This is a genomic window from Rathayibacter sp. VKM Ac-2926, from assembly GCF_022815565.1.
GTDB lineage: Bacteria > Actinomycetota > Actinomycetes > Actinomycetales > Microbacteriaceae > Rathayibacter > Rathayibacter festucae.
Genome location: NZ_JALGRS010000006.1, coordinates 118,803 through 141,196 on the forward strand (window position 1 = coordinate 118,803; position 22,394 = coordinate 141,196).

The window sequence follows — 22,394 nt, forward strand, 5'->3', positions numbered from 1 at the left end:
GAGATTCCCTTCGATGAAGGCGACCAGCATTGGAGAGGCAGCACGTCTCTGTCGGCTGCGGCCGGTCGCGACGAGACATTCTCACCTCGACGCACCTCCGGCCGCTCCCCTGTGACGCGGTACGCACGCGAGCTCACGGAGCCCTGCTCGCGAGCCCCCGGATCACTCACCGCGCTCTCGTCCGCCTCGCGCTCCGCCTCGGGTCACCTAGAGCGTCACGGAGAACAACCTCCCCTTCGAGTTCTCCGCTGTCAGCGGGTCCGTGATCTCCCCCTCGAACTCCCAGACGTCCAGCTGCTCACCGGGCTTCACATCGGGGATCTCGAACAGCCGATCCGTGCCCTCCTTCCACTCCCGGTCCACCCCCACGGCGGTGTCCCCCTTGATCTCGGCGCGGACGGTGTTGATGCCGACCACGAGCAACTGGTTCGCGGCGAGGAACTTCTCCGGCACCGAGACCACGGCCTTGCCGTCCACGAGAGTCGCCGTGATATCGGAACTGACCGCGACCTGCTGGTCGAACACCGTCTCCTCCCGGGGCTCGGTGTCCCGGCCGAGATCCAGTCGGCCGAAGTACCGCCGGACCTCCACCCGGCCACCGTTCCTCCCCGCGTCGATCCGGAAGCGCGCCACTCCGTCCGGACCCTCCGTCGACAGGAGGTGGACGCCGCCGATCTGGCCGTCGGCACTGGTCTCGCCGACGTACGTCCCGTCGACGTAGATCACGAAGCGCTGCCCCGAGGAGAACCGCTCCATGGGCAGGGAGACGATCAACCTCCTGTCCGCTTCGAGCGTTGCCGCGAAGCCGGGCGTCGGAGCCGGAGTCGACTCGGTCGGCACCTCCTGCACGGGCCGCGAGGGCAGAGGGGCGTCCGGTCCGCCGGGCTGCGGGGAGCCGAGCATGCCCGCGTCGCCCCGGTCGGGCCGCGCGTCCGCCGCGTCCGTCGCGAAGTGGCCGAGCAGTCCGAGGCCCGAGCCGCGCGACTCCTGCCCCTGGACGATCGAGGCGTCGCCCCGATCGAGCTCGGAGGCCAGCGCCGGCGACGCCGACAGCAGGCCGAGCAGGGTCGTCGCGGCCACGCAGGCCGCCACAGTGCGGGTGTTTCTCATGGGTGTCCCTTTCCTCGATGCGACCAGCAGCGAAGGAGCGGCACGTCGAGGGACGGCCGCAGCTGGTCGTGATGAGACATACTCACCTAGACGACTCGACGATCAGTCCGCCGTGGCGCGCCACGCACGCCCAGCCACCGAAGTGAGCCGACGGCAGGGCCGAGGCACAAGGCGGAGAAAGCAGTCGCTCACAGTCGCCGCACATATCGCTGAGTATCGTTCGGAGCGACACGGTCGTTCGGAACGGCACACTCGGAAGACACACGGAGGTCATCATGAAGAACCAGTCCTCGACCGGCGCGTTCGGCGCCGGCAACCCCGTCGACGGCATCTGGCAGGCGATGGAGCAGGCTCGCGCCGGCTTCGAGAAGCGCGTCGGCACCCGGGTCGGCCGCGGCGACGTCCGCGCCGCCGTCCTCGCCCTCCTCGCCGAGCAGCCGATGCACGGCTACCAGATCATCCACGAGATCGAGGAGCGCAGCGGCGGGAGCTGGAAGCCCAGCCCCGGCTCCGTCTACCCGACCCTGCAGCTGCTCGCGGACGAGGGCCTGATCGCCGCCGACGAGTCGAACGGCCGCAAGACCTACAGCCTCACCGACTCCGGTCGTGCGCTGGTCGCGGCCTCCGGCACCGGAACCCCGTGGTCGGAGTCCGACCAGGTCGACTTCGGCGCGCTGCCGAAGGCCGGCGTCGCTCTCGCCCAGGCCGCCGCGCAGGTCGGCCGCTCGGGCACCCCGGCTCAGATCCGGCAGGCCGTCTCCGAACTCGAGGACGTGCGCCGCCGCCTGTACGCGATCCTCGCGCAGGACTGACCCGGGTGGCGCCGGTCCGCCCGGGTCCTGCCGACCCGGGCCGCCGAGCCCGCAGCGACCAGCGTCGCTACCGCCGCATCCTGCGGTTCGCCTCCTGGCACCTCGCGGTGACCTGGTTCTTCGATCTGCTGCTGCCTCGCATCGGGCTGACGGCGATCGCGCTGCGCACCCGCCCGCAGCGGATGCGGCGCTTCGCGCGCAGCTTCCACGTCCTGGCCGTCGATCTCGGCGGTCTGATGATCAAGGTGGGCCAGTTCATGTCGTCGCGCCTGGACGTCCTCCCGCCCGAGATCACCCGTGAGCTGGAGGGCCTCCAGGACGAGGTGCCGCCGGTCCCCTTCCCGCGCATCCGCGCGCTCGCCGAGGCCGAGCTGGGCATGACTCTCGTGCGCGCCTACGCGGACGTCGACGAGTCTCCGGTGGCCGCGGCCTCGCTCGGGCAGGCGCACCGCGCGCGGCTCTCGCCGGTGGACGCGGCAGACTCCGGGCACGAGAACGCCATCGTCAAGGTCCAGCGCCCCGGCATCGACGAGATCGTCGAGGTCGACCTCGCGGCGCTCCGGCGCATCGGCGGCTGGCTGACCCACGTGCGCCTCGTCTCCGATCGCGTCGACGCGCCCGCGCTCGTCGAGGAGTTCGCGGTCACCAGCCTCGAGGAGATCGACTACCTGCGCGAGGCCGCCAACTCGGTGCGCTTCGCCGCCGACTTCGCCGGTGACCCCCGCGTCGGCGTCCCTGACGTGATCTGGGAGCGCTCGACGCGCAAGGTGCTGACGCTGCAGGACGTCACCGCGATCAAGATCACCGACGCGGAGGGCCTCGCCGCCGCCGGGATCGACCCGCGCGACGTCGCTCCGGTGTTCGCCGCGGTCATGTTCGACCAGCTCTTCACCAACGGCTGGTTCCACGCCGACCCGCACCCGGGCAACGTCTTCGTCACGCCGACCCCTGGCGGCGAGCTGCCCTGGCGGCTCACCTTCATCGACTTCGGGATGATGGGCGAGGTGCCGCCGACGACGCGGGCGGGCCTGCGCGCGATGCTGATCGCCGCCGCCTCCCGCGACGGCAAGGGGCTCGTCGACGCCGCGCGCAACGTCGGCGTGCTGCTCCCCTCCGCCGACTCCCGCGAGCTCGAGCGGGCGATGACCCAGCTCTTCGCCCGCTTCGGCGGCATGGGCTTCGCGGAGCTGCGCGAGGTCGATCCGCGCGAGTTCCGCGACTTCGCGATCCAGTTCGGTGACGTGGTGCGCTCGCTGCCGTTCCAGCTGCCCGAGAACTTCCTGCTCATCATCCGCGCCATGTCGCTGACCTCCGGCGTGTGCAGCGCACTCGACCCGGCCTTCAACCTCTGGGACTCGGTCGAGCCCTACGCGCAGCAGCTGATCCGGGAGGAGCGCGGGAACGTCGCGCAGGACGTGGGCCGGCAGGCGCTCGACACGCTCGGACTGCTCGTCCGGCTGCCGCGACGCCTGGACGAGCTGGCGACGACCCTCGAGGACGGGACCCTCGCGGTCACCGTTCCGACGGTCGAGCGCCGGCTCAACCGGCTCGAGGGGACCGTCCGGCGGGTCGTCTCGGCGGTGCTCTTCGCCGGGCTGCTCATCGCGGGCGCCGTCGTCCGGGCGGACGACACCGTGTTCGGCACGGTGCTGATGGCGGTGTCGGCGCTGCCGCTGCTGCACGCGCTGTTCTCGCGCTCCCGCCTGCTCTGACACGGTCGGCGACTGACCGATTCCCGCCAGGACATCGGTCTCCGCCGATCAGTGGAGAGTCGGCCGGTCGAGGTCCACGGTGGAACCACGGTCACCCACCACCGGGCGCCCGATCAGGTCCGAGGAAAGGAGTCGTCATGATCTTCGCGTTGATCGCCTATCTCATCTCGATCTTCGACTAGTCCCGCCGAATCGGCCGCGGCCACCCGCATACGCACGGGTGACCGCGACCACGACGGGGGCATGTGGATCCCACCACCGTGGATCCCATCACCGCGGACCGGAGCACCACGGAGGAGTCCCGGGATCGTCGAGCGTCAGCGCTCCGATCCGGGCGCGCTCAGTCGCTCCTCCAGCAGGCTGTACTGCCCGTAGCGGGAGCCGAGCGACCCGCCCGGCGTGCCCCCGATCACCGCGACCCGCAGCGCGTCGCCGGGCCTCGCGGGCTTCATCCTCAGGAAGACCCGATCGCCCACGGACCAGCGGTCCGCGTAGTAGGCGAAACCGCAGTAGGTCTCGCCGATGTACTCGTCGTTCACCAGGACGACGATCCGGGTGCGCGTCCGGAAGAGCCCGGCCGACAGGTCGATCACCACGTCCTGACCGTCCAGGTGGGCGTTGACGGTGGTGTCGACCTGGTAGACGGAGTGATTCGTGGTGCAGAGGGTCGGGTCGGTCGCCGTCCCACCCGTGTCGCCCGCCGCCGTCGCCGGGGGCGCGGACGCGAGTCCGAGAAGCGCTGCGGCGATCACGCCGATGGTCGTGGTGCGGACGAGCTTCATCCTGTTCCTTTCGATCGGACTCCCGACCGGTCGGGGGAGGACGGCGGCCTCCCCTCGTCCTTGACGAGAGGGGGTCGTCCGATCCTGGCGGAGCGATCGGCGAGGGACGTCATCGCTGTCACGGACTGACTCGGATGGCGCGGAGGCGACCCTCTGCTCCCTCGCGAAGAACAGCGATTCCGCCGCCCGAGACGATGAGCGCCACGGAGTTGAAGACGCCACGGGGCGTCGGCGACAGTGGACGCCGGTCCTCGCGACCGCTCCCTCCGCCCCCACCACGAAAGGAGACAGCCATGATGCCCAACGCCCTCGTCGCGATCTTCATCGCCTTCTTCGGCTCGCTCTAGCGAGCCGACGGTGGGGACGGACGACCCGCGCGAGTGCGCCGTCCCTCCCCACCTCGAGGCCGACTCCCGGCCGTTCCGCAGGCGGCTCGGCGAGCGCCTCCGGGCGGCGCCGCCGAGGCCGGCGCGACAGCGACGGATGACGCCCGCGCACGGCTCCGCGCCGACCGGAACCCGCGAGTTCTAGAGCAGGCCGGTCAGCACGCCGCCGTCCGCGCGCAGCGCCGCACCGTTCGTCGCGGAGGCGCGCGGGCTGGCGAGGTAGGTGACGAGCGAGGCGATCTCGTCCGGCTCGAGGAAGCGCTCGACGAGCGAGGTCGCGTTGCCGCCGATGATCGCGGCGCGGAGGACGTCGACCGGGACGCCCTGCGCATCGGCGATGCTCTGGACGCTGCTCGCGACGCCGTCGGACCAGGTCGGGCCGCCGAGGACCGTGTTGACCGTGACTCCGGTGCCGCGGGTCAGCTTGGCCAGGCCGTTGCCGAGAGCCAGCATCCCCGCCTTGGTGACGCCGTAGTGCGTCATGTCGCCCGGCACATCGACGCCGGACTCGCTGCTGACGAAGACGATGCGCCCCCAGCCCGACTCGAGCATCGGGTCGAGGACGTGCCGGGACAACCGGACTCCGCTCAGCACGTTCACCGTGAAGTAGCGCAGCCACTGCTCGTCGGCGATCGCCGCGAAAGGGGCGACCTCGAACAGGCCGACGTTGTTGATCAGGACGTCCACCCGGCCCAGGAGGCCCAGGAGCCGGTCCACCGACTCCGCGTCGGCGAAGTCGGCGGCGATCCCCGAGACGACGGCGCCCGGGACCTGCGCGCGAAGGCCCTCGACCGCTGCGCGGACTCCCGCCTCGCTGCGCCCGTTGACGACGACCTCGACGCCCTCCCGCAGCAGTGCGAGAGCGATGGCGCGGCCGATGCCCTGCGTCGATCCGCTCACGAAGGCGCGCTTGCCGTTCAGTTCCAGGTCCATGCGAGTCGGTTCCTCTCCTTCGCAGCCAAATGCTTGCCTGGGAAACCATAGCCGAATCACTTTCTCCGTCAAGTGAATTCCGGCTACGCTCGGGGGATGCCCGATCCCGATGACACCCCGCTCGACGGGGAGGACCTCGCGGCCTGGAGCGCACTCGCGACCCTCCTCGAGTGGCTTCCCGCAGCGCTCGACGCGCAGCTGCTGAAGGACTCCGGCCTCAGCCACTTCGAGTACGGCGTCCTCTACGCCCTGGCCGCCGCGCCGGAGCGGACCCTGCGGATGAGCGCGCTCGCCGGCTTCGCGAACAGCTCGCTGTCGCGACTGTCGCGGGCGGTCTCGCGACTGGAGAACCGCGGCTGGGTCGAGCGGCGGGCCGACCCCGAGGACGGTCGAACGACCCTCGCGACACTGACCGCGGCGGGACTCGCTCAGCAGGCGAGCGCGGCTCCGGGGCACGAGGCCCTGGTGCGCGACGTCGTCCTCGGACCGCTCAGCGAGCGGCAGCGCCGGGAGCTGCGCGGGATCGCCACGACCATCGCCGGCGCGCTCCGCCCGGACGGCTCGTGGTCGGCGCCGCGGGGTGAGACGTCGCGGGACGGCCGCGCCGCGGGGTGAGCCCTCGCGACGCGGCCGAACGGCGGCCCCACCGGGGCGTCACCAGGTGAACGTGTAGCCGGGAAGGTCGAAGACGCTCTGGTAGAACCACGCGACGGAGGGGTTGCCGGCGGGCATCTCCCCGGGGTAGCTCCGCTCCGCGAGGACCGCGCCCGAGGCGTCCTTCACCTGGAGGTCGACCTCGCGATCATCCCCCTGGAGGGTGGTCTGCCACGCGGGACCACCGGGCCGCAGGAGCGGGGACACCTCCTTGAAGGAGTCGCCGTTGCCCTGCTGGTAGCGCACCTCGAGGTACGCGGCGCTCGGAGCCTGCGGGGGGTTCGTGAAGGTCAGCGTCCTCTTGGGGGCCGGGGTCGCGGCCGGGTCGACCACCCGGTACTCGACGGTCCGCTCCTCGACCGGGACGAGTCGGTAGCCGGGCGTCTCGAGGTCACGCGCGGGTCCCGTCAGGAGCGCCGAGAGGTCGTGCGCGGGGGCCAGCGCGGCCGCGACCGGCCCGCCGCCCTCGGCCGGTGCCGCCGTCGCCGGGGCGGCGGACAGCCCTGCGAGCAAGACCGTCGTCGAGCAGATCGCCGTCGTCTTCCAGAGTCTCATCGTGATCCCTTCTCTCGCCGCGCGCGGTGGCGGGAACCCGGACCACCGGGTCACCGCTCGCGGACCGTGGAGACCACAGTCTGCGAGTGGCGCGCCGGATCTCCGCAGTCCGCGTCGGAGAACGATCGGGATGGCGCGGAACGGTGCGACCGGCGTCCGATCGCCGGGCGCGTGGAGCACTCCCGGGCGGAGTCAGCTCACGACGATGCGGGTGAAGACGGTGCTCTCGTCGGGGGCCGCGTTCACGTAGGCGTAGCGGCGGGCGGTCGAGAAGGCGACGTGCTGCGCAGTCGCGAGCCGGAGGTCCGGCTCGCCCTCGCGCTCGAGCAGGAGCACACCCGCGGTGACGAGGAGGATCTCGTGCCAGCCGTCGGGGTCGGGCTGCGCCTGGTAGCGGTCGCCGGGGCCGAGGGTCCAGGTCCAGAGCTGCGCCTCGGCGCGGGCCGGGACGGAGGCGAGCAGCACGGCGACGCTCCCCGCGTCCTCGCCGCGCCAGGCCACCTCGTCGATCGCCGTGGGAACGGAGCCGGGAGCGGAGACGAGGGCGGTGAAGCTGGAGCCGAGCGCGCTCGCGAGGCGGTCGACGCCGGTGAGGCTGATGTTCGCCTCGCCCGCCTCGACGTTGACGATCGTGCGCCGGCTGATGCCGGAGAGCTCGGCTAGCGCCGCCTGACTCAGCCCGGCCTCCAGCCGCGCCCGGCGGAGGTTGCTGCCGACGTGAGCGAGGACGGCGGAGGGCTCTGGCGTGCGCATCGTTCTGCACTCTATAGTGTGCAGAATGCTGCGCACCCGCCTTCTCTCCGCCGTCCGGTTCTCGCGACCCGAGTGGGCGCTGATCGGCATCACGGCGCTCTGGGGCGGCACCTTCCTGGCGGTGCACGTGGCGATGCAGCACAGCGGTCCGCTCTTCTTCGTCGGGGTGCGGTTCCTGGCGGCGGGACTCATCAGCGCGGTGGTCTTCCACCGGTCGCTGCGCGGGATGCGGCGGACCGACCTCGGCGCGGGGGCCGCGATCGGGGTGATGATCGTCCTCGGCTAGGGGCTGCAGACCTACGGACTGCAGACGATCCCGAGCAGCACCTCCGCCTTCCTCACCGCGCTGTACGTGCCGCTGGTGCCGCTGCTGCAGTGGGTCGTGCTGCGGAAGCGGCCCGGCGTCTTCACACTGGTCGGCGTCGGCCTGGCGTTCGTCGGGCTCCTGCTGATCGCGGGGCCGCAGACGGGAGTGGGGCTGGGCCCGGGCGAGCTGGCGACGCTGATCAGCACCCTCCCGATCGCGGCCGAGATCATCCTGATCAGCGCGTTCGCCGGCCGGGTCGACCTCGGGCGCGTGACGGTCGTGCAGCTCCTGGTCGCCGGGCTGCTCTCCTTCGCCGGCATGCCCTTCGCGGGAGAGGCGATCCCGGCGTTCTCCTGGGTCTGGCTGATCGCCGCCCTCGCCCTCGGGGCGAGCAGCTGCCTCATCCAGCTGACGATGAACTGGGCCCAGCGCTCCGTCTCGCCGACCCGCGCGACGATCATCTACTCCGCCGAGCCGGTCTGGGGCGGGGTGATCGGACGGCTCGCCGGCGACCGGCTGCCGGCGCTCGCGCTGGCGGGGGCGGCGCTGATCGTCGCGGGGACGCTGGTGAGCGAGCTGCGGCCTCGGCGGGCGGGCGGGGACGCGGCGGAGGCGGACGCGCAGGCACCGGAGGGGGCTCCGGAGGCGGCCGCTCCCGCCCCGGAGCGGCTGGACCGCACCTCCGGCTCGTGAGAACGCCTCCGGCTCGCTGGATGTTCGCGATGCGGCGAGCCGAACCCTGTTCCACGAGCCGAACCTGACACCTCCTGACCTCCGGCTCGCAGGAACATATTCGGCTCGCCGGAATCCGTCGATTCCGCGTGCCCGGGGCGGTTTCACGAGCCGAACCTCGGCCCCACGACGTCCGGCTCGCAGAAGCACCTTCGGCTTGCCGGAATCCGCGGATTCCGCGTGCCCAGGCCGGTTTCACGAGCCGAACCTCGGCCTCACGACGTCCGGCTCGCAGAAGCACCCTCGGCTCGTCGGAATCCGCGGATTTCGCGTGCCCGGGGCTGTGTCCCGAGCCGAACCTCCGGCGCGACGACCTCCGGCTCGCAGAAACACCCTTGGCTCGCCGGAATCCGCCGATCCCGCGTGCCGGACGCGGTTCCGCGTGCCGAACGCCGGACGGAGCCACCGCAGGCCCAGCGGAGCCAGGCCGGCGGACGACCAGCCTTGGAACTGGCAGCGGGCCAGGAAGTTAGGTTAGGTTAACCTTCGCAACCCCGTCACCCCCTCCGAAGGATCGCCGTGCCTGTCTCCCGCACCCCCCTCCGCCGCACGCCCCTGCGCGTCTCCGCCGTCGCCGCGCTCGGCCTCTCCGCCCTGCTGCTGACCGGCTGCTCCGCGGGGGCCGACGCCGCCGGCACCGACGGCGGCACCGACGCCGCCGCGACCGGCGCGGGCTTCCCCGTCACCGTCGAGCACGCGTTCGGCGAGACGACCGTCGAGTCGGCGGACCGCGTGGTCGCGACCAGCTGGACCAACCAGGACGTGGCGCTCGCCCTCGGCGTGACCCCGGTCGGTTTCGCGAAGGCCTCCTACGGCGACGAGGACGGCGACGGCCTGCTCGCCTGGACCAAGGAGGCGCTCGACGCGAGCGGCGCCGAGACGCCGACCCTCTTCGACGAGACCGACGGCGTGCCGTTCGAGGCGATCTCCGACCTCACCCCCGACGTGATCCTCTCCGCCTACTCCGGCCTCACGCAGCAGGACTACGACACCCTCAGCCAGATCGCCCCGACCGTCGCCTACCCGGGACTGCCCTGGGCGACCACCTGGCAGGACTCCGCGAAGCTCGACGGCGAGGCGCTCGGACTGGGCGACGAGGCCGAGGCGAAGGTCGCCGAGGTCGAGGGCGAGATCGACGCCGCCGTCGCCGCGAAGCCCTCGCTTGCCGGCAAGACCTTCACCTACGGCTGGTACGACCCGACCGACGCCAGCACCTTCACCTACTACACCGGCAACGACGCGCGCGTGAAGTTCGTCGAGGACCTCGGCCTCGAGCTCGCCCCGAGCGTCGTCTCGCTCACCGGCGACTCCGAGCTGTTCAGCGGCACCGTCAGCTCCGAGAACGCCGACCAGCTCGACGCCGACGTCCTCATCGTCTACGGCGACGACACCACCCTCGCGGCGCTGCAGGCGGACCCACTGCTCTCCAAGATCCCCGCGGTCGCCCGCGGCTCGGTCTACGTCCTCACCGACGACTCCTCCGAGGCGATGGCGACCTCGTCGCCGAACCTGCTGAGCATCCCGTGGGTGCTCGACGAGTACACGACCGGCCTCGCGACCGCCGCCGACAAGGTGTCGTGACCGCCGAGGCCACGGCTCCCCACCGGCGCCCCGGACGCGACGACACTCGCCTCCGGGGCGCCGGTGCGCGCTGGCGCGTCCCGGCGCTGATCGCCGTGCTCGCCGCGCTGGTCGTCGCATCGGTGCTCTCGCTGGTCTACGGCTCGCGCGAGATCCCGCTCGGCGAGATCTGGTCGGCGCTCACCGCACCCGACCCGGACTCGATCGTCGACGCGGCGGTGCAGGGGCGCGTCCCGCGCACGGTCCTCGCGCTGCTCGTCGGCGCCGCGCTCGGGCTCGCCGGCGCGGTGATGCAGGGGATGACCCGCAATCCGCTCGCCGATCCGGGGATCCTGGGGCTGAACGCGGGCGCGTCCCTCGCGGTCGTGCTCGGGATCTCGACGGTCGGTGCGACGACGCTCCCCCAGTTCATCTGGCTCGCCTTCCTCGGTGCGGCGGCGGCCGGGGCCTTCGTCTACGCGGTCGCCTCGCTCGGTCGCGAGGGCGCCACTCCCCTCAAGCTCGCGCTCGCCGGCGCCGCGACCGCCGCGGCCCTCGCCTCGCTGATCAGCGCGGTGCTGCTCACCCAGGACGCGACGCTCAACCGCTTCCGGTTCTGGCAGGTCGGCGGGGTCGGCGGCGCCGAGTTCACGAGCATCGTCCAGGTCCTGCCGTTCCTCGCGCTCGGCGGCGCGCTCGCGATCGGCAGTGCCCGCGGGCTCGACGCCCTCGCGCTCGGCGACGACCTCGCCAAGGGGCTCGGCCGCCGTGTCGGCCGGACGCGCCTCGTGGCCGGGCTCGCCGCGGTGCTGCTCTGCGGGGCGGCGACCGCCATCGCGGGGCCGATCGGCTTCATCGGGCTCACCGTGCCGCATCTCGCGCGGCGGTTCACCGGTCCGTCGCACGCGTGGCTGCTCCCCTCCTCCGCACTGCTCGGCGCGCTGCTGCTGCTGGTCGCCGACGTGATCGGGCGGGTCGTCGCGCGACCGAGCGACGTGGAGGTCGGCATCGTCACCGCGCTGATCGGGGCTCCGGTGCTGATCGCGATCGTGCGCCGCTCGAAGGTGCGGGCCCTGTGAGCGCCGCCCCGTCACTCCGTTCTCCGGCGGGTGCTCCGCCGCTCGGCGTCGCCGCGGGTCGTCGCCGCCGAGCCCGCCGCACCGCGCTGGGCTGCGGGGTGCTCGCGCTGGTCGCCCTCGCGCTCGCCGTCGTGTCGCTCACCGTCGGCAGCACCGTCTACTCGCCGCTCGAGGTGCTGCGGGTGATGCTCGGCGAGACGGTGCCCGGCGCCTCCTTCACCGTCGGCACGCTGCGGCTGCCGCGCACGCTCACCGCCGTGCTGGTCGGCCTCGGCTTCGGGATGGGCGGCGTGATCTTCCAGACGATGCTGCGGAACGCACTCGCCAGCCCCGACATCATCGGCATCACCTCGGGTGCGAGCGCGGCGGCCGTCGTCGCGATCGCGTTCTTCGGGCTGTCCGGCGGCGCGGTCTCGGTGATCGCGGTCGCGGCGGCCCTCGTCACGGCGCTGCTGATCGCCTGGCTCGCCGACGGCAGCGGAGTGATCGGCGCCCGACTGATCCTGATCGGCATCGGGATCGCGGCGATGCTGCAGAGCGTCATCGCCTACGTGCAGACGCGCGCGCAGTTCGAGGACGTGCAGGAGTCGCTGCGCTGGCTGACCGGGAGCCTCAACTCCGCGTCGTGGGCGGGGGTGCCGGCGCTCGCGCTGTCGATGCTGGTGCTCGTGCCCGTCGCGCTGCTGCTGGCCGGACGGCTCTCGATGCTGCAGCTCGGCGACGAGTCGGCGACGGCGCTGGGCGTGGACGTGCGGCGCAGCCGGCTGGGGCTCCTCGCGGTGGCCGTGTGCCTCGTCGCCGTCGCGACTGCGGCCACCGGTCCGATCGCGTTCGTCGCCTTCGTCTCCGGGCCGATCGCGCGGCGGCTCGTGCCGGACGCGCGCGTGCCGCTGATCCCGTCCGCGCTGGTCGGGATCGTCGTCGTGCTCGCGGCGGACCTGGTCGCGCAGCACGTCGCCGGGCTCGCCTTCTCGGGCGCCCGCTTCCCCGTCGGAGTGGTGACGGGTGCGCTCGGCGCGCCGTTCCTGCTCTGGCTCCTCGCCCGCCGCAACCGCACCGGAGGATCCCTGTGACCGCCCCGACCTCCCCCGTGGCCGCCGGTCACTCCACGCTGTCCGTCGACGGCGTGACGCTCGCCTACGACGAGCGCGTGGTCGTCGACGGGCTGTCGCTGACCGTGCCGACCGGGGCGATCAGCGTGATCGTCGGGGCGAACGCCTGCGGCAAGTCGACGCTGCTGCGCGCGATGGCGCGGCTGATCACGCCGAGCGCCGGGGCCGTGCTGCTGGACGGCGAGGCGATCCACCGGCTCCCGACGCGGCAGGTCGCGCAGCGGGTGGGGCTGCTGCCGCAGACGCCGATCGCGCCCGAGGGGATCGCCGTGGCGGATCTGGTGGCGCGCGGGCGGTACCCGCACCGCGGCTGGTTCGGGCGGGGCGCCTCCGCGGACGACGACGCGATCGTGGAGGACGCCCTGCGCGCGACAGGGACGCTGGAGATCGCGGACCGGCCGGTCGACGAGCTGTCCGGCGGGCAGCGGCAGCGGGTGTGGATCGCGCTGGCGCTCGCCCAGCGGACGGACGTGCTGCTGCTCGACGAGCCGACGACCTACCTCGACGTGTCGCACCAGATCGAGGTGCTCGACCTGCTGACCGACCTCAACCGCGAGCGCGGCACGACGATCGTGATCGTGCTGCACGACCTGAACCTCGCGGCGCGGTACGCCGACCACCTCTTCGCGGTGCGGGCCGGCGCGCTGTACGCGTCGGGGACGCCGGCCGAGGTGGTGACCGCAGACACTGTGCGCGCGGTCTTCGGCATGGAGTCGCGCGTGATCGCGGACCCGGTGTCCGGGACGCCGCTGGTGCTGCCGATCGGCCGGCACCACTCGGGGTGACGGGTCTCGAGACGCCCCTGCGGGGCTACTCGACCAGCATGAGGGCGGCGAGACGTCCTCGGACGGTCGAGGCGTCCCGGTGCTGCTGGACGCCTCGACCGTTGCAGGACGCCTCGGGGGGGGGGGGTGCACTCCATGCTGATCGAGCAGGCCGCGCAGCGGGCGCATCGAGATCCACCACCGTCAGAACGCGAGTCTGCAGACCCGCCCTGCTGATGACGGCGGGTCTCGATACGCCCCTGCGGGGCTACTCGACCAACATGATGCGGCGCAGCCGCGTCCTTTCTCCCGCCACCGAGACGCGAAGCGCCTTCCCCCGCTCGACACGCCCCTCCGGAGCTGCTCGACCAGCGTGCGGGGGCGGTGGGAGCGGTTTCCTGGGGCGGGTGTCGGAGGCGTGTGGCACCCTCCTCCGAGGAGTCCGCAGGCGGCGGACGGAGCGGAGCGGCAATGATCGAGCTGGACCTGAGCGGACGGACGGCCCTGGTGACGGGGTCGGGGCAGGGCATCGGACTGGCGATCGCCGTCGGGCTGGCGCGCGCCGGCGCCGAGGTGGTCGTCAACGCACGGTCGGAGCGCTCGGTGCGGCGCGCGATCAAGGACGTGCGCGCGGCGGTGCCCGACGCCTCTGTGCGCGGTGTGGCCGCCGACGTCTCGAGCGAGGCCGGGACGGCGAAGCTGCTCGAGTCCGTGCCGCGCGTGGACGTGCTGGTCAACAACCTCGGCATCTTCGGCAGCACCGAGCCGCTCGACATCACCGACGACGAGTGGCGCCGCTACTTCGAGGTCAACGTGCTCACCGGCGTCCGCCTCACCCGCGCCTACCTGCCCGGGATGACGGAGGCGGGCTGGGGCCGCGTCCTCTACATCGGCAGCGACTCCGCCGTCGTCACGCCGGCCGAGATGATCCACTACGGCGTCTCGAAGACCGCGCTGCTCGGCGTCTCCCGCGGCTTCGCGAAGGCCGCCGCCGGCACCGGCGTCACCGTCAACAGCGTGCTCGCCGGGCCGACTCACACCGGCGGCGTCGAGGACTTCGTCTACGAGCTCGTCGACCACTCCCTCCCCTGGGAGGAGGCGCAGCGCGAGTTCATGCGGCTGCACCGCCCGCAGTCGCTGCTCCAGCGCCTGATCGAGCCGGAGGAGATCGCCAACATGGTCGTCTACCTGTCGTCGCCGCTCGCCTCGGCGACGACGGGCGCCGCGGTGCGGGTGGACGGCGGGTACATCGACGCGATCGTGCCGTGAGAGCCGGACCTCGAGGCGCCGGCGCGGACGGCAGGAGGACCGCGCGCGCCGGCGCAGGAGGTACACTGCGCCGGATCACGACTCGCAGGACCGACACCACGCGCCACCGTTAAAGATGAAACCGCCGTGATCGAGGCGATCTACGGCGGTTTCCGAAACCCGACCGCGGCCGGTGCCGGGGGGATATGACCCCGACCATATCATTGTGGATGTGATCCCACAACTCAGTGAAGGAGAGCAGAGGGCTCTGATCGAGAGCCTCGCGAGGCAGCGTCTGCGCAGGTTCCGCGCCGCCACGACCGGTGACCGGGACGCGGTAGCGCTCTACCTGCTCGACGCGGAACTCGCCGCGCACCTCCACGCCGCGGTGCGCTTCGCTGAGGTAGCGCTTCGCGAGGCCCTTCATCGCTCGCTGACGGCTGTGTACGGCGAGAGATGGTTCCAGACGCAGCGAGGGCTCCTGGACAAGAAGGTCGACGCGGCGTTCGGCGAGGCCGAGGCGACGGTCGGTGTCGGCGCTCCGGGCGGGAAGATCATCGCTCAGGTCATGCTGGGAACCTGGGTGAACCTCCTCGGGAAGGGTGACGAGAAGCTCGACGGAACGCGTGCGCACTACGTTCGCGACCTCTGGGAACCTGCCCTGAAGCACGGCCTCTCGAAACCGCGCAAGGATGTCGCGCGTCTGGCCCAGCGCATGAATTGGGCTCGTAATCGGATCAGTCACTGCGAACCGGTGGTCTTCGGTCTGCCCATGCCGGGACTCGGCGCCCCGGGTCTCCAGGTGCGCAAGTCGCCGGAGCTGATCCTCGTCGACATCCAGGAGATCCTGCGCCTCACGGCTCCCGGCTTCTCCACCTGACTCGATCGATGGACAGTGACGCGGAGACTCGGCACCGAACGGCTGGCACAGCAAGCTCTCGACCACATCGCCCGGGCTGGATCCATCCAGCTCGAGCGCTGACGCAGGCGAGGAATCCGACGCCGATCGTGAACACGGCGGCGCCTCCGGTATCCCCGCCGGCCTCAGCCCACTACGGGACCGCGGTCCGGTGGACGGCGGGTACATCGACGCGATCATGCCGTGACAGCCGGACCTCGAGGCGCCAGGCGCCGGAGTCCTCAGCATGCCGGTGCCGGTGCCGGCGCCGGGAGCGTCAGCGACGTGAAGCGCCGCACCTGCTCCGTCAGGGCGCGCTCGGTCGGCAGCCGCTCCATGGAGGAGGCGCCGTAGAAGCCGTCGAGGCCGACCGCGTTGCTGAGCACGTACTGCGCGTCCTCCGGCTCGGCGACGGGGCCGCCGTGCACGAGCACGATCACGTCGCTGCGGACGCGGCGGGCCGCGGCCGCCCAGGCCGTGGCCAGCTGGACGCCGTCGTCCAGGGTCCGTGCGGTCTCGGCGCCGATCGAGCCGCCGGTGGTCAGACCCAGGTGCACCACGACGACGTCGGCGCCCGCCTCGGTCATCGCGACCGCGTCCTCCTCGGAGAAGACGTACGGCGTGGTCAGCAGGTCCTCGGCCCGCGCGGCGCGGATGAGCTCGACCTCCTTGTCGTAGCCCATCCCCGTCTCCTCGAGGTTGGCGCGGAAGTTGCCGTCGATCAGTCCTACGGTCGGGAAGTTCTGGATGCCCGAGAATCCCTGGTCCTTCAGCTGCCGGAGGAAGCGCGGCACGTCGAGGAACGGATCCGTGCCGTTCACCCCGGCGAGCACGGGCGTGCGCTGCGGCACGCCGAGGATCTCGCGCCCCATGTCGACGACGATGTCGTTCGCGTTGCCGTAGGCGAGCAGGCCGCTGAGCGAGCCGCGGCCCGCCATCCGGAAGCGGCCGGAGTTGTAGATGATGATCAGATCGGCCCCGCCGTCCTCCTCGCACTTCGCCGAGAGGCCGGCGCCGGCGCCGGCCCCGACGATCGGCTCGCCGAGGGCGACCTTGGTGCGGAGACGGTCGAGGATGTCGGTGCGGGCGACGAAGGTCATGAGTGCGCTCCCTGGAGGGTCGGTGTGCGGGGTGCGGTGATCGCCGCGTGCAGCCGGGCGACGGCCGCCTCGGCGAAGGCCGGATCGTTGATGTCGGTGTCGAGCTCCACGAGCTCGACCGGGGAGCCGGCGAGTCCGGCTCGGACCGCTCCGAAGAGCGCGTCGTCGGCCTCGCCGTCGGAGAAGGGACCGCCGGGAACGGCGATCGCCGAGACTCCGCCGAGCGGGAGCAGCACGGTGGTGGGCCCGGAGGACTCCGCGACCCGCGCGGCCAGGCGCGCGCCCAGCTCGGCGCACTCCGCGGCGGTCGTCCGCATCAGCGTGACGCTCGAGTTGTGCACGTGCAGCCGACGCTCGTGGAAGCGCTCCGGGACCGTGTCGACGGCGCCGAAGTTCACCATGTCGAGCGCGCCGACGGAGACCACCTGCGGCACGCCGACGGCGGCCGCGGCGCGCAGGCGGTCGGGCCCCGCCGAGAACACTCCGCCGACGAGCTCGTCTGCCAGCTCGGTCGTCGTCAGGTCGAGCACCCCGGCGAAGAAGCCCTGCCGGATCAGCGACTCCATCGCCCGCCCGCCCGAGCCGGTCATGTGGAAGACGAGCACCTCGTAGCCGAGCTCCTCGAGCCGCTCGCGCGCCCGGGTCACGCACGGGGTCGTCACGCCGAACATGCTGGCGGCGATCATCGGGCGCACGCCGTCGTCGGGAACGGGCTCAGCGGTGACCATCCCGGCCATCGCCGCCGCGGCGTTGGCGAGGATGCGCAGCGAGATCCGGTTCAGCCCGGCGATGTCGACGACCGAGGGCGCGAGGATCAGGTCGCTGCTCCCGACGTACTGCTCGGTCGCTCCCGACGCGGCCGTCGAGACGATCAGCTTCGGGAAGCCCAGCGGCAGCGCACCGAACGCGGTCGCGGCCAGCGAGGTGCCGCCCGTCCCGCCGAGCGCGAGCGCGCCCTGCACGGAGCCCTGCGCGACGAGGTCGCGGACGACGGCCGTCGCTCCGGCCGCCATGACGGCCATCGCGGCGCCCCGGTCCCCCGCGGCGGCGAGCGCCGCAGCGCTCGAGCCGCCGGCGCGGGCCACCGTGTCGCGGTCGATGTCCGGCGCGAGTCCCGGTGCGCCGAGCACTCCGGCGTCGATCACGATCGAGTCGACGCCCGCCGATCTCAGGCGGTCTCGGAGGAACGCGTACTCCTCGCCCTTGGTGTCGAGCGTTCCGAGCAACACGACGGTGTGCGGCATCGCGAGGTCCTTCCTCCTCCGGCCCCGTCGCCATCGGTCGATTGACCCGGCCGGGGATTGCTCCCATGATGTGCCGATGACGTATCAGGCAGCGAGTGCCAATGCCTTCCGATTGGTCGCGGTCGGCGCGAACCGGCTCCTCCGGCTGCTCGGCGAGTGGCAGCAGGGTGAGAGCGCGCTGCATGAGGAACTCGCCGCGGCGCTGCGCACGCTCATCCGCAGCGGGGCGCTGCCGTCGGGATCGCGGCTGCCGTCCGAGCGGATCCTCGGCGCGGCGCTCGGCGTGAGCCGCAACACGGTGACCAAGGCACTCGACGACCTCCGCGCCGAGGGCCTGCTCTCGAGCCGACGGGGCGACGGGACGTACGTCAGCGCGTCACGGCACCCGCAGACCAGTCGTGGCGGCGACCGCCTCCGCTCCTTCGTCGGTGAGGCCGCGGCCGTCGACCGCATCGATCTGCGGAGCGCGGCGCTGCCCGGCCTGCCGATGGTCGCGGACGAGTTCAATGCGATCGACAGCTCGCGCACCCGCGATCTCGTGGCCGGCCACGGCTACATCCCGGCGGGTCTCGCCGAGCTCCGGCTGGCGGTCGCCGGGTACTACACCGACCTCGGACTGCCGACGACGCCGGAGCACATCCTGATCACCTCCGGGGCGCAGCAGGCCCTCCGGCTCGCTGCCGCGGTGTTCGTCGCCCCGGGCGCCACCGTGCTCGTCGAGGAGCCGACCTTCCGCGGGGCCATCGAGTCACTCAAGGCACTGGGCGCGCGCCTGGTCGGCGTGACCTCCGGGCCGGACGGCATCGACGTCGACGAGCTCGCGAAGCTGACCATCGCCCTCAAGCCGGTGCTGATCGTCGTGCAGTCCACGGCGCAGAATCCGACGGGGTCGGTGCTCGACCACTTCCGCCGGAGCCGCCTGGCCACCCTCTCGGCGCGGCACGGCGTCCCGGTCATCGACGACGCGACGCTCGCCGACACGGTCATCGACGGCGAGCGCCGCCCCATCCCGCTCGCCGCGGGCGGGGAGTCGATCATGACCGTCGGCTCGGTGAGCAAGTCGTTCTGGGGCGGGCTGCGCGTCGGCTGGCTGCGCGCCCGGCCGGACCTCGTGGCCGAGCTCGCCGCAGTGAAGGGCGGGGAGGATCTGGGCACCTCGGTCCTCGCGCAGATCGTGGCCGCGCGGCTGCTCGGGCGGATCGAGCGCGCTCGCGACGAGCGGCTGCTCCTGCTGTCGGAGCACCGGCGCCTGGTGCTCGACGCGGTGGCGGAGCACCTGCCGAGCTGGTCGCCGCAGATCCCGCAGGGCGGCGGCTCGCTCTGGATCGAACTCCCCGAGCCTCGCGCGACGGCCCTCGCTCAGCGGGCGGAGCGGGCGGGAGTGCGGATCCTGCCAGGTCCGACCTTCAGCGTCGACGACCGCCTCGACGACCACGTCCGGATCTCCTACGCCAACGATCCGGCGCTCACACGGGCCGGGATCGAGATCCTGGCCGCGACCTGGAACACGCTTCCCGACTGAGGGCGTCCCGTGGGCCAACGTGCCCGTATTGGCTCTCTCCTCGATCGGATCGGCCCTCCAGGCTGAACTCGAAGCGGCGACCGTGCCGCCCCGACGCCGAGGTCGAACACCCTGACCTCGTCGTCCGACGAGGAGGTCCGGATGAATGACAGCGCAGGACAGACCGACAGCGCAGGACGAACCGACAGCGCTGAGCAGACCGACAGCGCGGAGCCGACGAGACGGCACCGCATCGCGGTGGTGGGCGCCGGCGGTGTGAGCGAGATGCACTTCGACGGCTTCCGCCTGCGGCCCGAGCGGATCGACGTGGTCGCCGTGATCGACCCCTCGCCCGAGCGGCGCGAGTGGGCCGTCTCGACCTACGGCGTGCCGAGCGCCTTCGCCAGCATCGCGGAGGCCCTCGCGGCCGTCGAGTTCGACGTCGCCGTGGTCTGCACCCCCAGCCACGTCCGGCTCGAGACCGTCCGCGAGCTCGCCGCGGCCGGCAAGCACCTCCTGGTCGAGAAGCCCTTCGCCGACGGGATCGACGAGGCGCGCGAGCTGGTCCGCATCACCGACGAGGCGGGAGTGCAGCTGGCGGTCGACCAGAACTTCCGCGAGCACTACGGCTTCGAGCTCGCCCGCGAGCTGATCCAGGCGGGCCGGGTCGGGCGGGTCCGCGTGATCAACCACCGCGAGCTGATGCACCGCGTCGACGAGGGCTGGCGCAACGATCAGCCCCACCACGCACTGATGGTGATGGGCGTGCACTGGCTCGACGGCTTCCGCCGGCTGATCGATCAGGACGCCACCTGGCTCACCGCCACCACGTTCTCGTCGCCGTCCGTGCCCGCCGTCGGCGAGACCGACGCGAACCTGCAGATCCGCTTCGGCGACGTCACCGTCACCTACACCGACAGCTTCTCGAGCTGGATCACCCAGTGGGACACCATCGTCCTGGGCGACGAGGGCACCCTGCACATCACCGGCGGCGGCATCGTCCTCGCCGGCCCCGGCGGCACGGAGCGGATCGAGAACCCGCTGTCGACGGGCGAGGCGAAGCCGCTCACCGCCTACGGCGCGCTGGCCGGCCTCCTCGACGCCGTCGAGACCGGGGTCGAGGCGCCCAACTCCGGCCGCGACAACCTCAAGACGGTGTCCCTGATCGACGGGGCCTACCGCTCGGCCGAGACGGGTGCGCCGATCGATCTGGTGGACGGGCTCCTGCCATGACCACGGTGCTGGAGCCGCCGCGGCGCACGCCCGCGCCGCCGCCCGCGGTGACCCCGCCGGCGCGCACTCCCGTCGCGGCGTTCCGGGAGGTCCTCCAGGTCCGCGCCTTCGCGATCCCGCTGCTCATCGTGTTCGCGGTGCTGTTCGCGTATCCGCTGGTGCAGTCGCTCTACTGGAGCTTCACCGACTTCGGCGGCTACAGCACCGAGGTGTCCTTCGTCGGCCTCGACAACTACGCGGCGATCTTCACCGACCCGTCGATGATCGCCGGCCTCGGCTTCACGATCCTCTTCACGCTCGGCACGACGGTCCTCGTCACGGTGATCGCGATCCCGGCCGCGGTCGTGCTCAACCGGGCCTTCCTCGGCCGGAACTTCGTCCGCTCGGTCTTCTTCTTCCCGTCGATCCCGAGCGTCGCGATCCTCGGCCTCGTCTGGGGGTTCATCCTCTCGCCGCTCGGCTCCGGCGCCCTGAACTCGCTGCTGCGGAGCACCCTCGGCATCGGACCCGTGCCGTGGCTGTCCGACTCCGCCCTCGCCCAGCTCTCGGTGATCGTCGTGGGGGTGTGGTCGACCGCCGGCTGGCACGCGATCCTCTACCTCGCCTACCTGCAGTCCATCCCGGCCGATCTCTACGAGGTCGCGACGGTGGACGGGGCGAGCGCGCTGCAGAAGTTCCGGCACATCACCGTTCCGCTGCTCACCCCGGCGCTGACGATCAGCTGCCTGCTGCTGATGACCAGCGGCCTCAAGGTCTACGAGCTGCCGTTCACGCTGACCAGCGGCGGACCCGGATTCTCGACGAACACGATCACGCAGACGATCATCCAGAACGGCATCTCGCAGGCCCAGTTCGGGCGCGCCTCCGCCCTCGCGGTCGTCTTCATGCTGCTCGTCGGCGCGATCGTCGCCGTGCAGCTCCTGCTCTCGAACCGACTCGAACGGAGGACGTCATGAGCCGCACCGTCGCCGCTCCCGCGCCCGCGACCGCCCCCGATCCGGCGAGCACTCCTGCCCCCGCCCGCACCGCCGCCCGGCGCTCGGAGGTCCTGCGGCCGGGCGCCCTGCTCACCAGCGCGATCATGCTGCCGCTGGCGCTGATCGTCGGCCTGCCGTTCTACTACATCGTCGTCAACACCTTCAAGACGCAGGCCGAGACGGCCGCCGCGCCGCTCGCGCTGCCGACGGTCTGGCGGCTCGACACCTACACCCGCGTGCTCGAGAGCGTGCCGATCGTGCAGGCCTTCGGCAACACGCTGCTGATCACCGCCGTCTCGATCGTGCTGATGCTGCTGATCGGCTCGCTGGCCGCCTTCTCGGTGATCCTGCGCCGATCGCGGTTCGTCACGATCGTCTTCGTGATCGCCTTCCTCGTGCCCGGGCAGGTGACGCTGATCCCGCTCTACCGGCTCTTCGCACAGCTCGGCCTCGTCGACTCGCTGTGGGGGCTGATCCTGATGTACACCGCGGGATCGGTCTTCTGCTACTTCCTGATCGTCGGCTACATGCGCACCATTCCGGGCGAGATGATCGAGGCCGCCAAGCTCGACGGCGCGAGCCCGTTCCAGATCTACTGGCGCATTGCGCTCCCCCTCATCCGCCCGATCCTGATCACGGTCGGCGTGTTCCAGACGATGTGGGTGTGGAACGACTTCCTCACCCCGGTCGTCTTCCTCAGCTCCCCGCAGAACCAGACGCTGGTGCTGCAGGTGTACAAGGCGGTCGGCGAGTTCTCGGTCGACTGGCCGGCGTTCCTCGCCCTCTCCGTCCTCGCCCTGATCCCGATGGTGATCTTCTTCGTCGCCATGCAGCGGCACATCGTGAACGGCCTCCTCGCCGGCAGCGTCAAGGGCTGACCCCTCCCTCTCCTCTCCTTCTCCTCTCTCTTCTAGAACTCTCCTCTCCTTCTCCTCTCTCTTC

22 protein-coding genes are annotated in these 22,394 nt (G+C 71.9%); 15 read left to right on the forward strand and 7 right to left on the reverse strand.

Annotation, left to right across the window (positions count from 1 at the left end; all coding sequences use genetic code 11):
- Positions 1 to 207 precede the first annotated feature (207 nt).
- A complete protein-coding gene (locus MT351_RS10110; RefSeq protein ID WP_243582103.1) occupies positions 208 to 1,110 on the reverse strand; it encodes a hypothetical protein in 903 nt (300 codons plus the stop codon).
- Positions 1,111 to 1,385: 275 nt separating this feature from the next.
- Between MT351_RS10110 and MT351_RS10115 the strand changes: the two genes are divergently transcribed.
- Positions 1,386 to 1,922, forward strand: coding sequence for a PadR family transcriptional regulator (locus MT351_RS10115; protein ID WP_243582104.1), 537 nt, complete (start codon positions 1,386 to 1,388; stop codon positions 1,920 to 1,922).
- A gap of 5 nt (positions 1,923 to 1,927) precedes the next feature.
- Complete coding sequence (locus tag MT351_RS10120) at positions 1,928 to 3,634, forward strand: AarF/ABC1/UbiB kinase family protein (protein ID WP_243582105.1); 1,707 nt, start codon at positions 1,928 to 1,930, stop codon at positions 3,632 to 3,634.
- Positions 3,635 to 3,951: 317 nt separating this feature from the next.
- Here the strand turns inward: MT351_RS10120 and MT351_RS10125 are convergent, their stop codons facing one another.
- Together MT351_RS10125 and MT351_RS10130 are read right to left on the reverse strand one after the other, a co-directional pair.
- Entirely contained in the window at positions 3,952 to 4,416 is a 465-nt protein-coding gene (locus MT351_RS10125; RefSeq protein WP_243582106.1) for a hypothetical protein, read from the reverse strand.
- Positions 4,417 to 4,943: 527 nt separating this feature from the next.
- Positions 4,944 to 5,735, reverse strand: a complete 792-nt coding sequence (locus MT351_RS10130) for an SDR family NAD(P)-dependent oxidoreductase (protein WP_243582107.1) — start codon at positions 5,733 to 5,735, stop codon at positions 4,944 to 4,946.
- A 96-nt stretch (positions 5,736 to 5,831) separates the two neighbouring features.
- On the opposite strand from MT351_RS10130, the gene MT351_RS10135 reads away from it, so the two are divergent.
- Complete coding sequence (locus tag MT351_RS10135; protein ID WP_132436813.1) at positions 5,832 to 6,350, forward strand: MarR family winged helix-turn-helix transcriptional regulator; 519 nt, start codon at positions 5,832 to 5,834, stop codon at positions 6,348 to 6,350.
- A gap of 39 nt (positions 6,351 to 6,389) precedes the next feature.
- On the opposite strand, the gene MT351_RS10140 is transcribed toward MT351_RS10135, so the two are convergent.
- Positions 6,390 to 6,944 carry a hypothetical protein gene (locus MT351_RS10140; protein WP_132436811.1) on the reverse strand — a complete coding sequence of 185 codons (555 nt, stop codon included), beginning with the start codon at positions 6,942 to 6,944 and terminating at the stop codon, positions 6,390 to 6,392.
- 192 nt (positions 6,945 to 7,136) lie between these two features.
- Positions 7,137 to 7,697 (reverse strand): helix-turn-helix transcriptional regulator, encoded by a 561-nt coding sequence (locus MT351_RS10145; protein ID WP_132436809.1) that lies wholly within the window; start codon positions 7,695 to 7,697, stop codon positions 7,137 to 7,139.
- A gap of 25 nt (positions 7,698 to 7,722) precedes the next feature.
- Here MT351_RS10145 and MT351_RS10150 point away from each other — a divergent pair, with 25 nt between their 5' ends.
- From MT351_RS10150 to MT351_RS10185, 8 genes are all read left to right on the forward strand, one after another.
- Positions 7,723 to 7,983 (forward strand): hypothetical protein, encoded by a 261-nt coding sequence (locus tag MT351_RS10150; RefSeq protein ID WP_243582108.1) that lies wholly within the window; start codon positions 7,723 to 7,725, stop codon positions 7,981 to 7,983.
- A gap of 3 nt (positions 7,984 to 7,986) precedes the next feature.
- On the forward strand, positions 7,987 to 8,697 hold the full coding sequence (locus MT351_RS10155; RefSeq protein WP_279398245.1) for a DMT family transporter: 711 nt from the start codon (positions 7,987 to 7,989) through the stop codon (positions 8,695 to 8,697).
- Positions 8,698 to 9,255: 558 nt separating this feature from the next.
- Entirely contained in the window at positions 9,256 to 10,317 is a 1,062-nt protein-coding gene (locus MT351_RS10160; RefSeq protein WP_123736377.1) for an iron-siderophore ABC transporter substrate-binding protein, read from the forward strand.
- A complete protein-coding gene (locus tag MT351_RS10165; RefSeq protein WP_132436805.1) occupies positions 10,314 to 11,375 on the forward strand; it encodes an iron ABC transporter permease in 1,062 nt (353 codons plus the stop codon). Before MT351_RS10160 ends, MT351_RS10165 begins: the two co-directional genes overlap by 4 nt.
- Positions 11,372 to 12,448 (forward strand): iron chelate uptake ABC transporter family permease subunit, encoded by a 1,077-nt coding sequence (locus tag MT351_RS10170; RefSeq protein ID WP_207901689.1) that lies wholly within the window; start codon positions 11,372 to 11,374, stop codon positions 12,446 to 12,448. Before MT351_RS10165 ends, MT351_RS10170 begins: the two co-directional genes overlap by 4 nt.
- On the forward strand, positions 12,445 to 13,272 hold the full coding sequence (locus MT351_RS10175; RefSeq protein ID WP_243582109.1) for an ABC transporter ATP-binding protein: 828 nt from the start codon (positions 12,445 to 12,447) through the stop codon (positions 13,270 to 13,272). The genes MT351_RS10170 and MT351_RS10175 overlap by 4 nt, the downstream gene beginning before the upstream one ends.
- A 453-nt stretch (positions 13,273 to 13,725) precedes the next feature.
- Positions 13,726 to 14,520: an SDR family NAD(P)-dependent oxidoreductase gene (locus MT351_RS10180; protein WP_132436986.1), complete on the forward strand. Its 795-nt coding sequence runs from the start codon at positions 13,726 to 13,728 to the stop codon at positions 14,518 to 14,520.
- Between the two features lie 205 nt (positions 14,521 to 14,725).
- Complete coding sequence (locus MT351_RS10185; RefSeq protein WP_132436803.1) at positions 14,726 to 15,379, forward strand: CAAX protease; 654 nt, start codon at positions 14,726 to 14,728, stop codon at positions 15,377 to 15,379.
- A gap of 260 nt (positions 15,380 to 15,639) precedes the next feature.
- Here MT351_RS10185 and MT351_RS10190 read toward each other — a convergent pair whose 3' ends face one another.
- Entirely contained in the window at positions 15,640 to 16,497 is an 858-nt protein-coding gene (locus MT351_RS10190; RefSeq protein ID WP_243582110.1) for a phosphoenolpyruvate hydrolase family protein, read from the reverse strand.
- Positions 16,494 to 17,741: a Tm-1-like ATP-binding domain-containing protein gene (locus MT351_RS10195; RefSeq protein WP_123736382.1), complete on the reverse strand. Its 1,248-nt coding sequence runs from the start codon at positions 17,739 to 17,741 to the stop codon at positions 16,494 to 16,496. Before MT351_RS10195 ends, MT351_RS10190 begins: the two co-directional genes overlap by 4 nt.
- A gap of 76 nt (positions 17,742 to 17,817) precedes the next feature.
- Between MT351_RS10195 and MT351_RS10200 the strand changes: the two genes are divergently transcribed.
- The 4 genes from MT351_RS10200 to MT351_RS10215 all read left to right on the forward strand — a co-directional run bounded on the left by MT351_RS10200 (position 17,818) and on the right by MT351_RS10215 (position 22,330).
- Positions 17,818 to 19,263 (forward strand): PLP-dependent aminotransferase family protein, encoded by a 1,446-nt coding sequence (locus tag MT351_RS10200; RefSeq protein WP_132436801.1) that lies wholly within the window; start codon positions 17,818 to 17,820, stop codon positions 19,261 to 19,263.
- Positions 19,264 to 19,404: 141 nt separating this feature from the next.
- On the forward strand, positions 19,405 to 20,475 hold the full coding sequence (locus MT351_RS10205) for a Gfo/Idh/MocA family protein (protein WP_132436799.1): 1,071 nt from the start codon (positions 19,405 to 19,407) through the stop codon (positions 20,473 to 20,475).
- A complete protein-coding gene (locus MT351_RS10210) occupies positions 20,472 to 21,431 on the forward strand; it encodes a carbohydrate ABC transporter permease (protein WP_123736385.1) in 960 nt (319 codons plus the stop codon). Before MT351_RS10205 ends, MT351_RS10210 begins: the two co-directional genes overlap by 4 nt.
- On the forward strand, positions 21,428 to 22,330 hold the full coding sequence (locus MT351_RS10215) for a carbohydrate ABC transporter permease (RefSeq protein WP_132436797.1): 903 nt from the start codon (positions 21,428 to 21,430) through the stop codon (positions 22,328 to 22,330). Before MT351_RS10210 ends, MT351_RS10215 begins: the two co-directional genes overlap by 4 nt.
- Positions 22,331 to 22,394 lie beyond the last annotated feature (64 nt).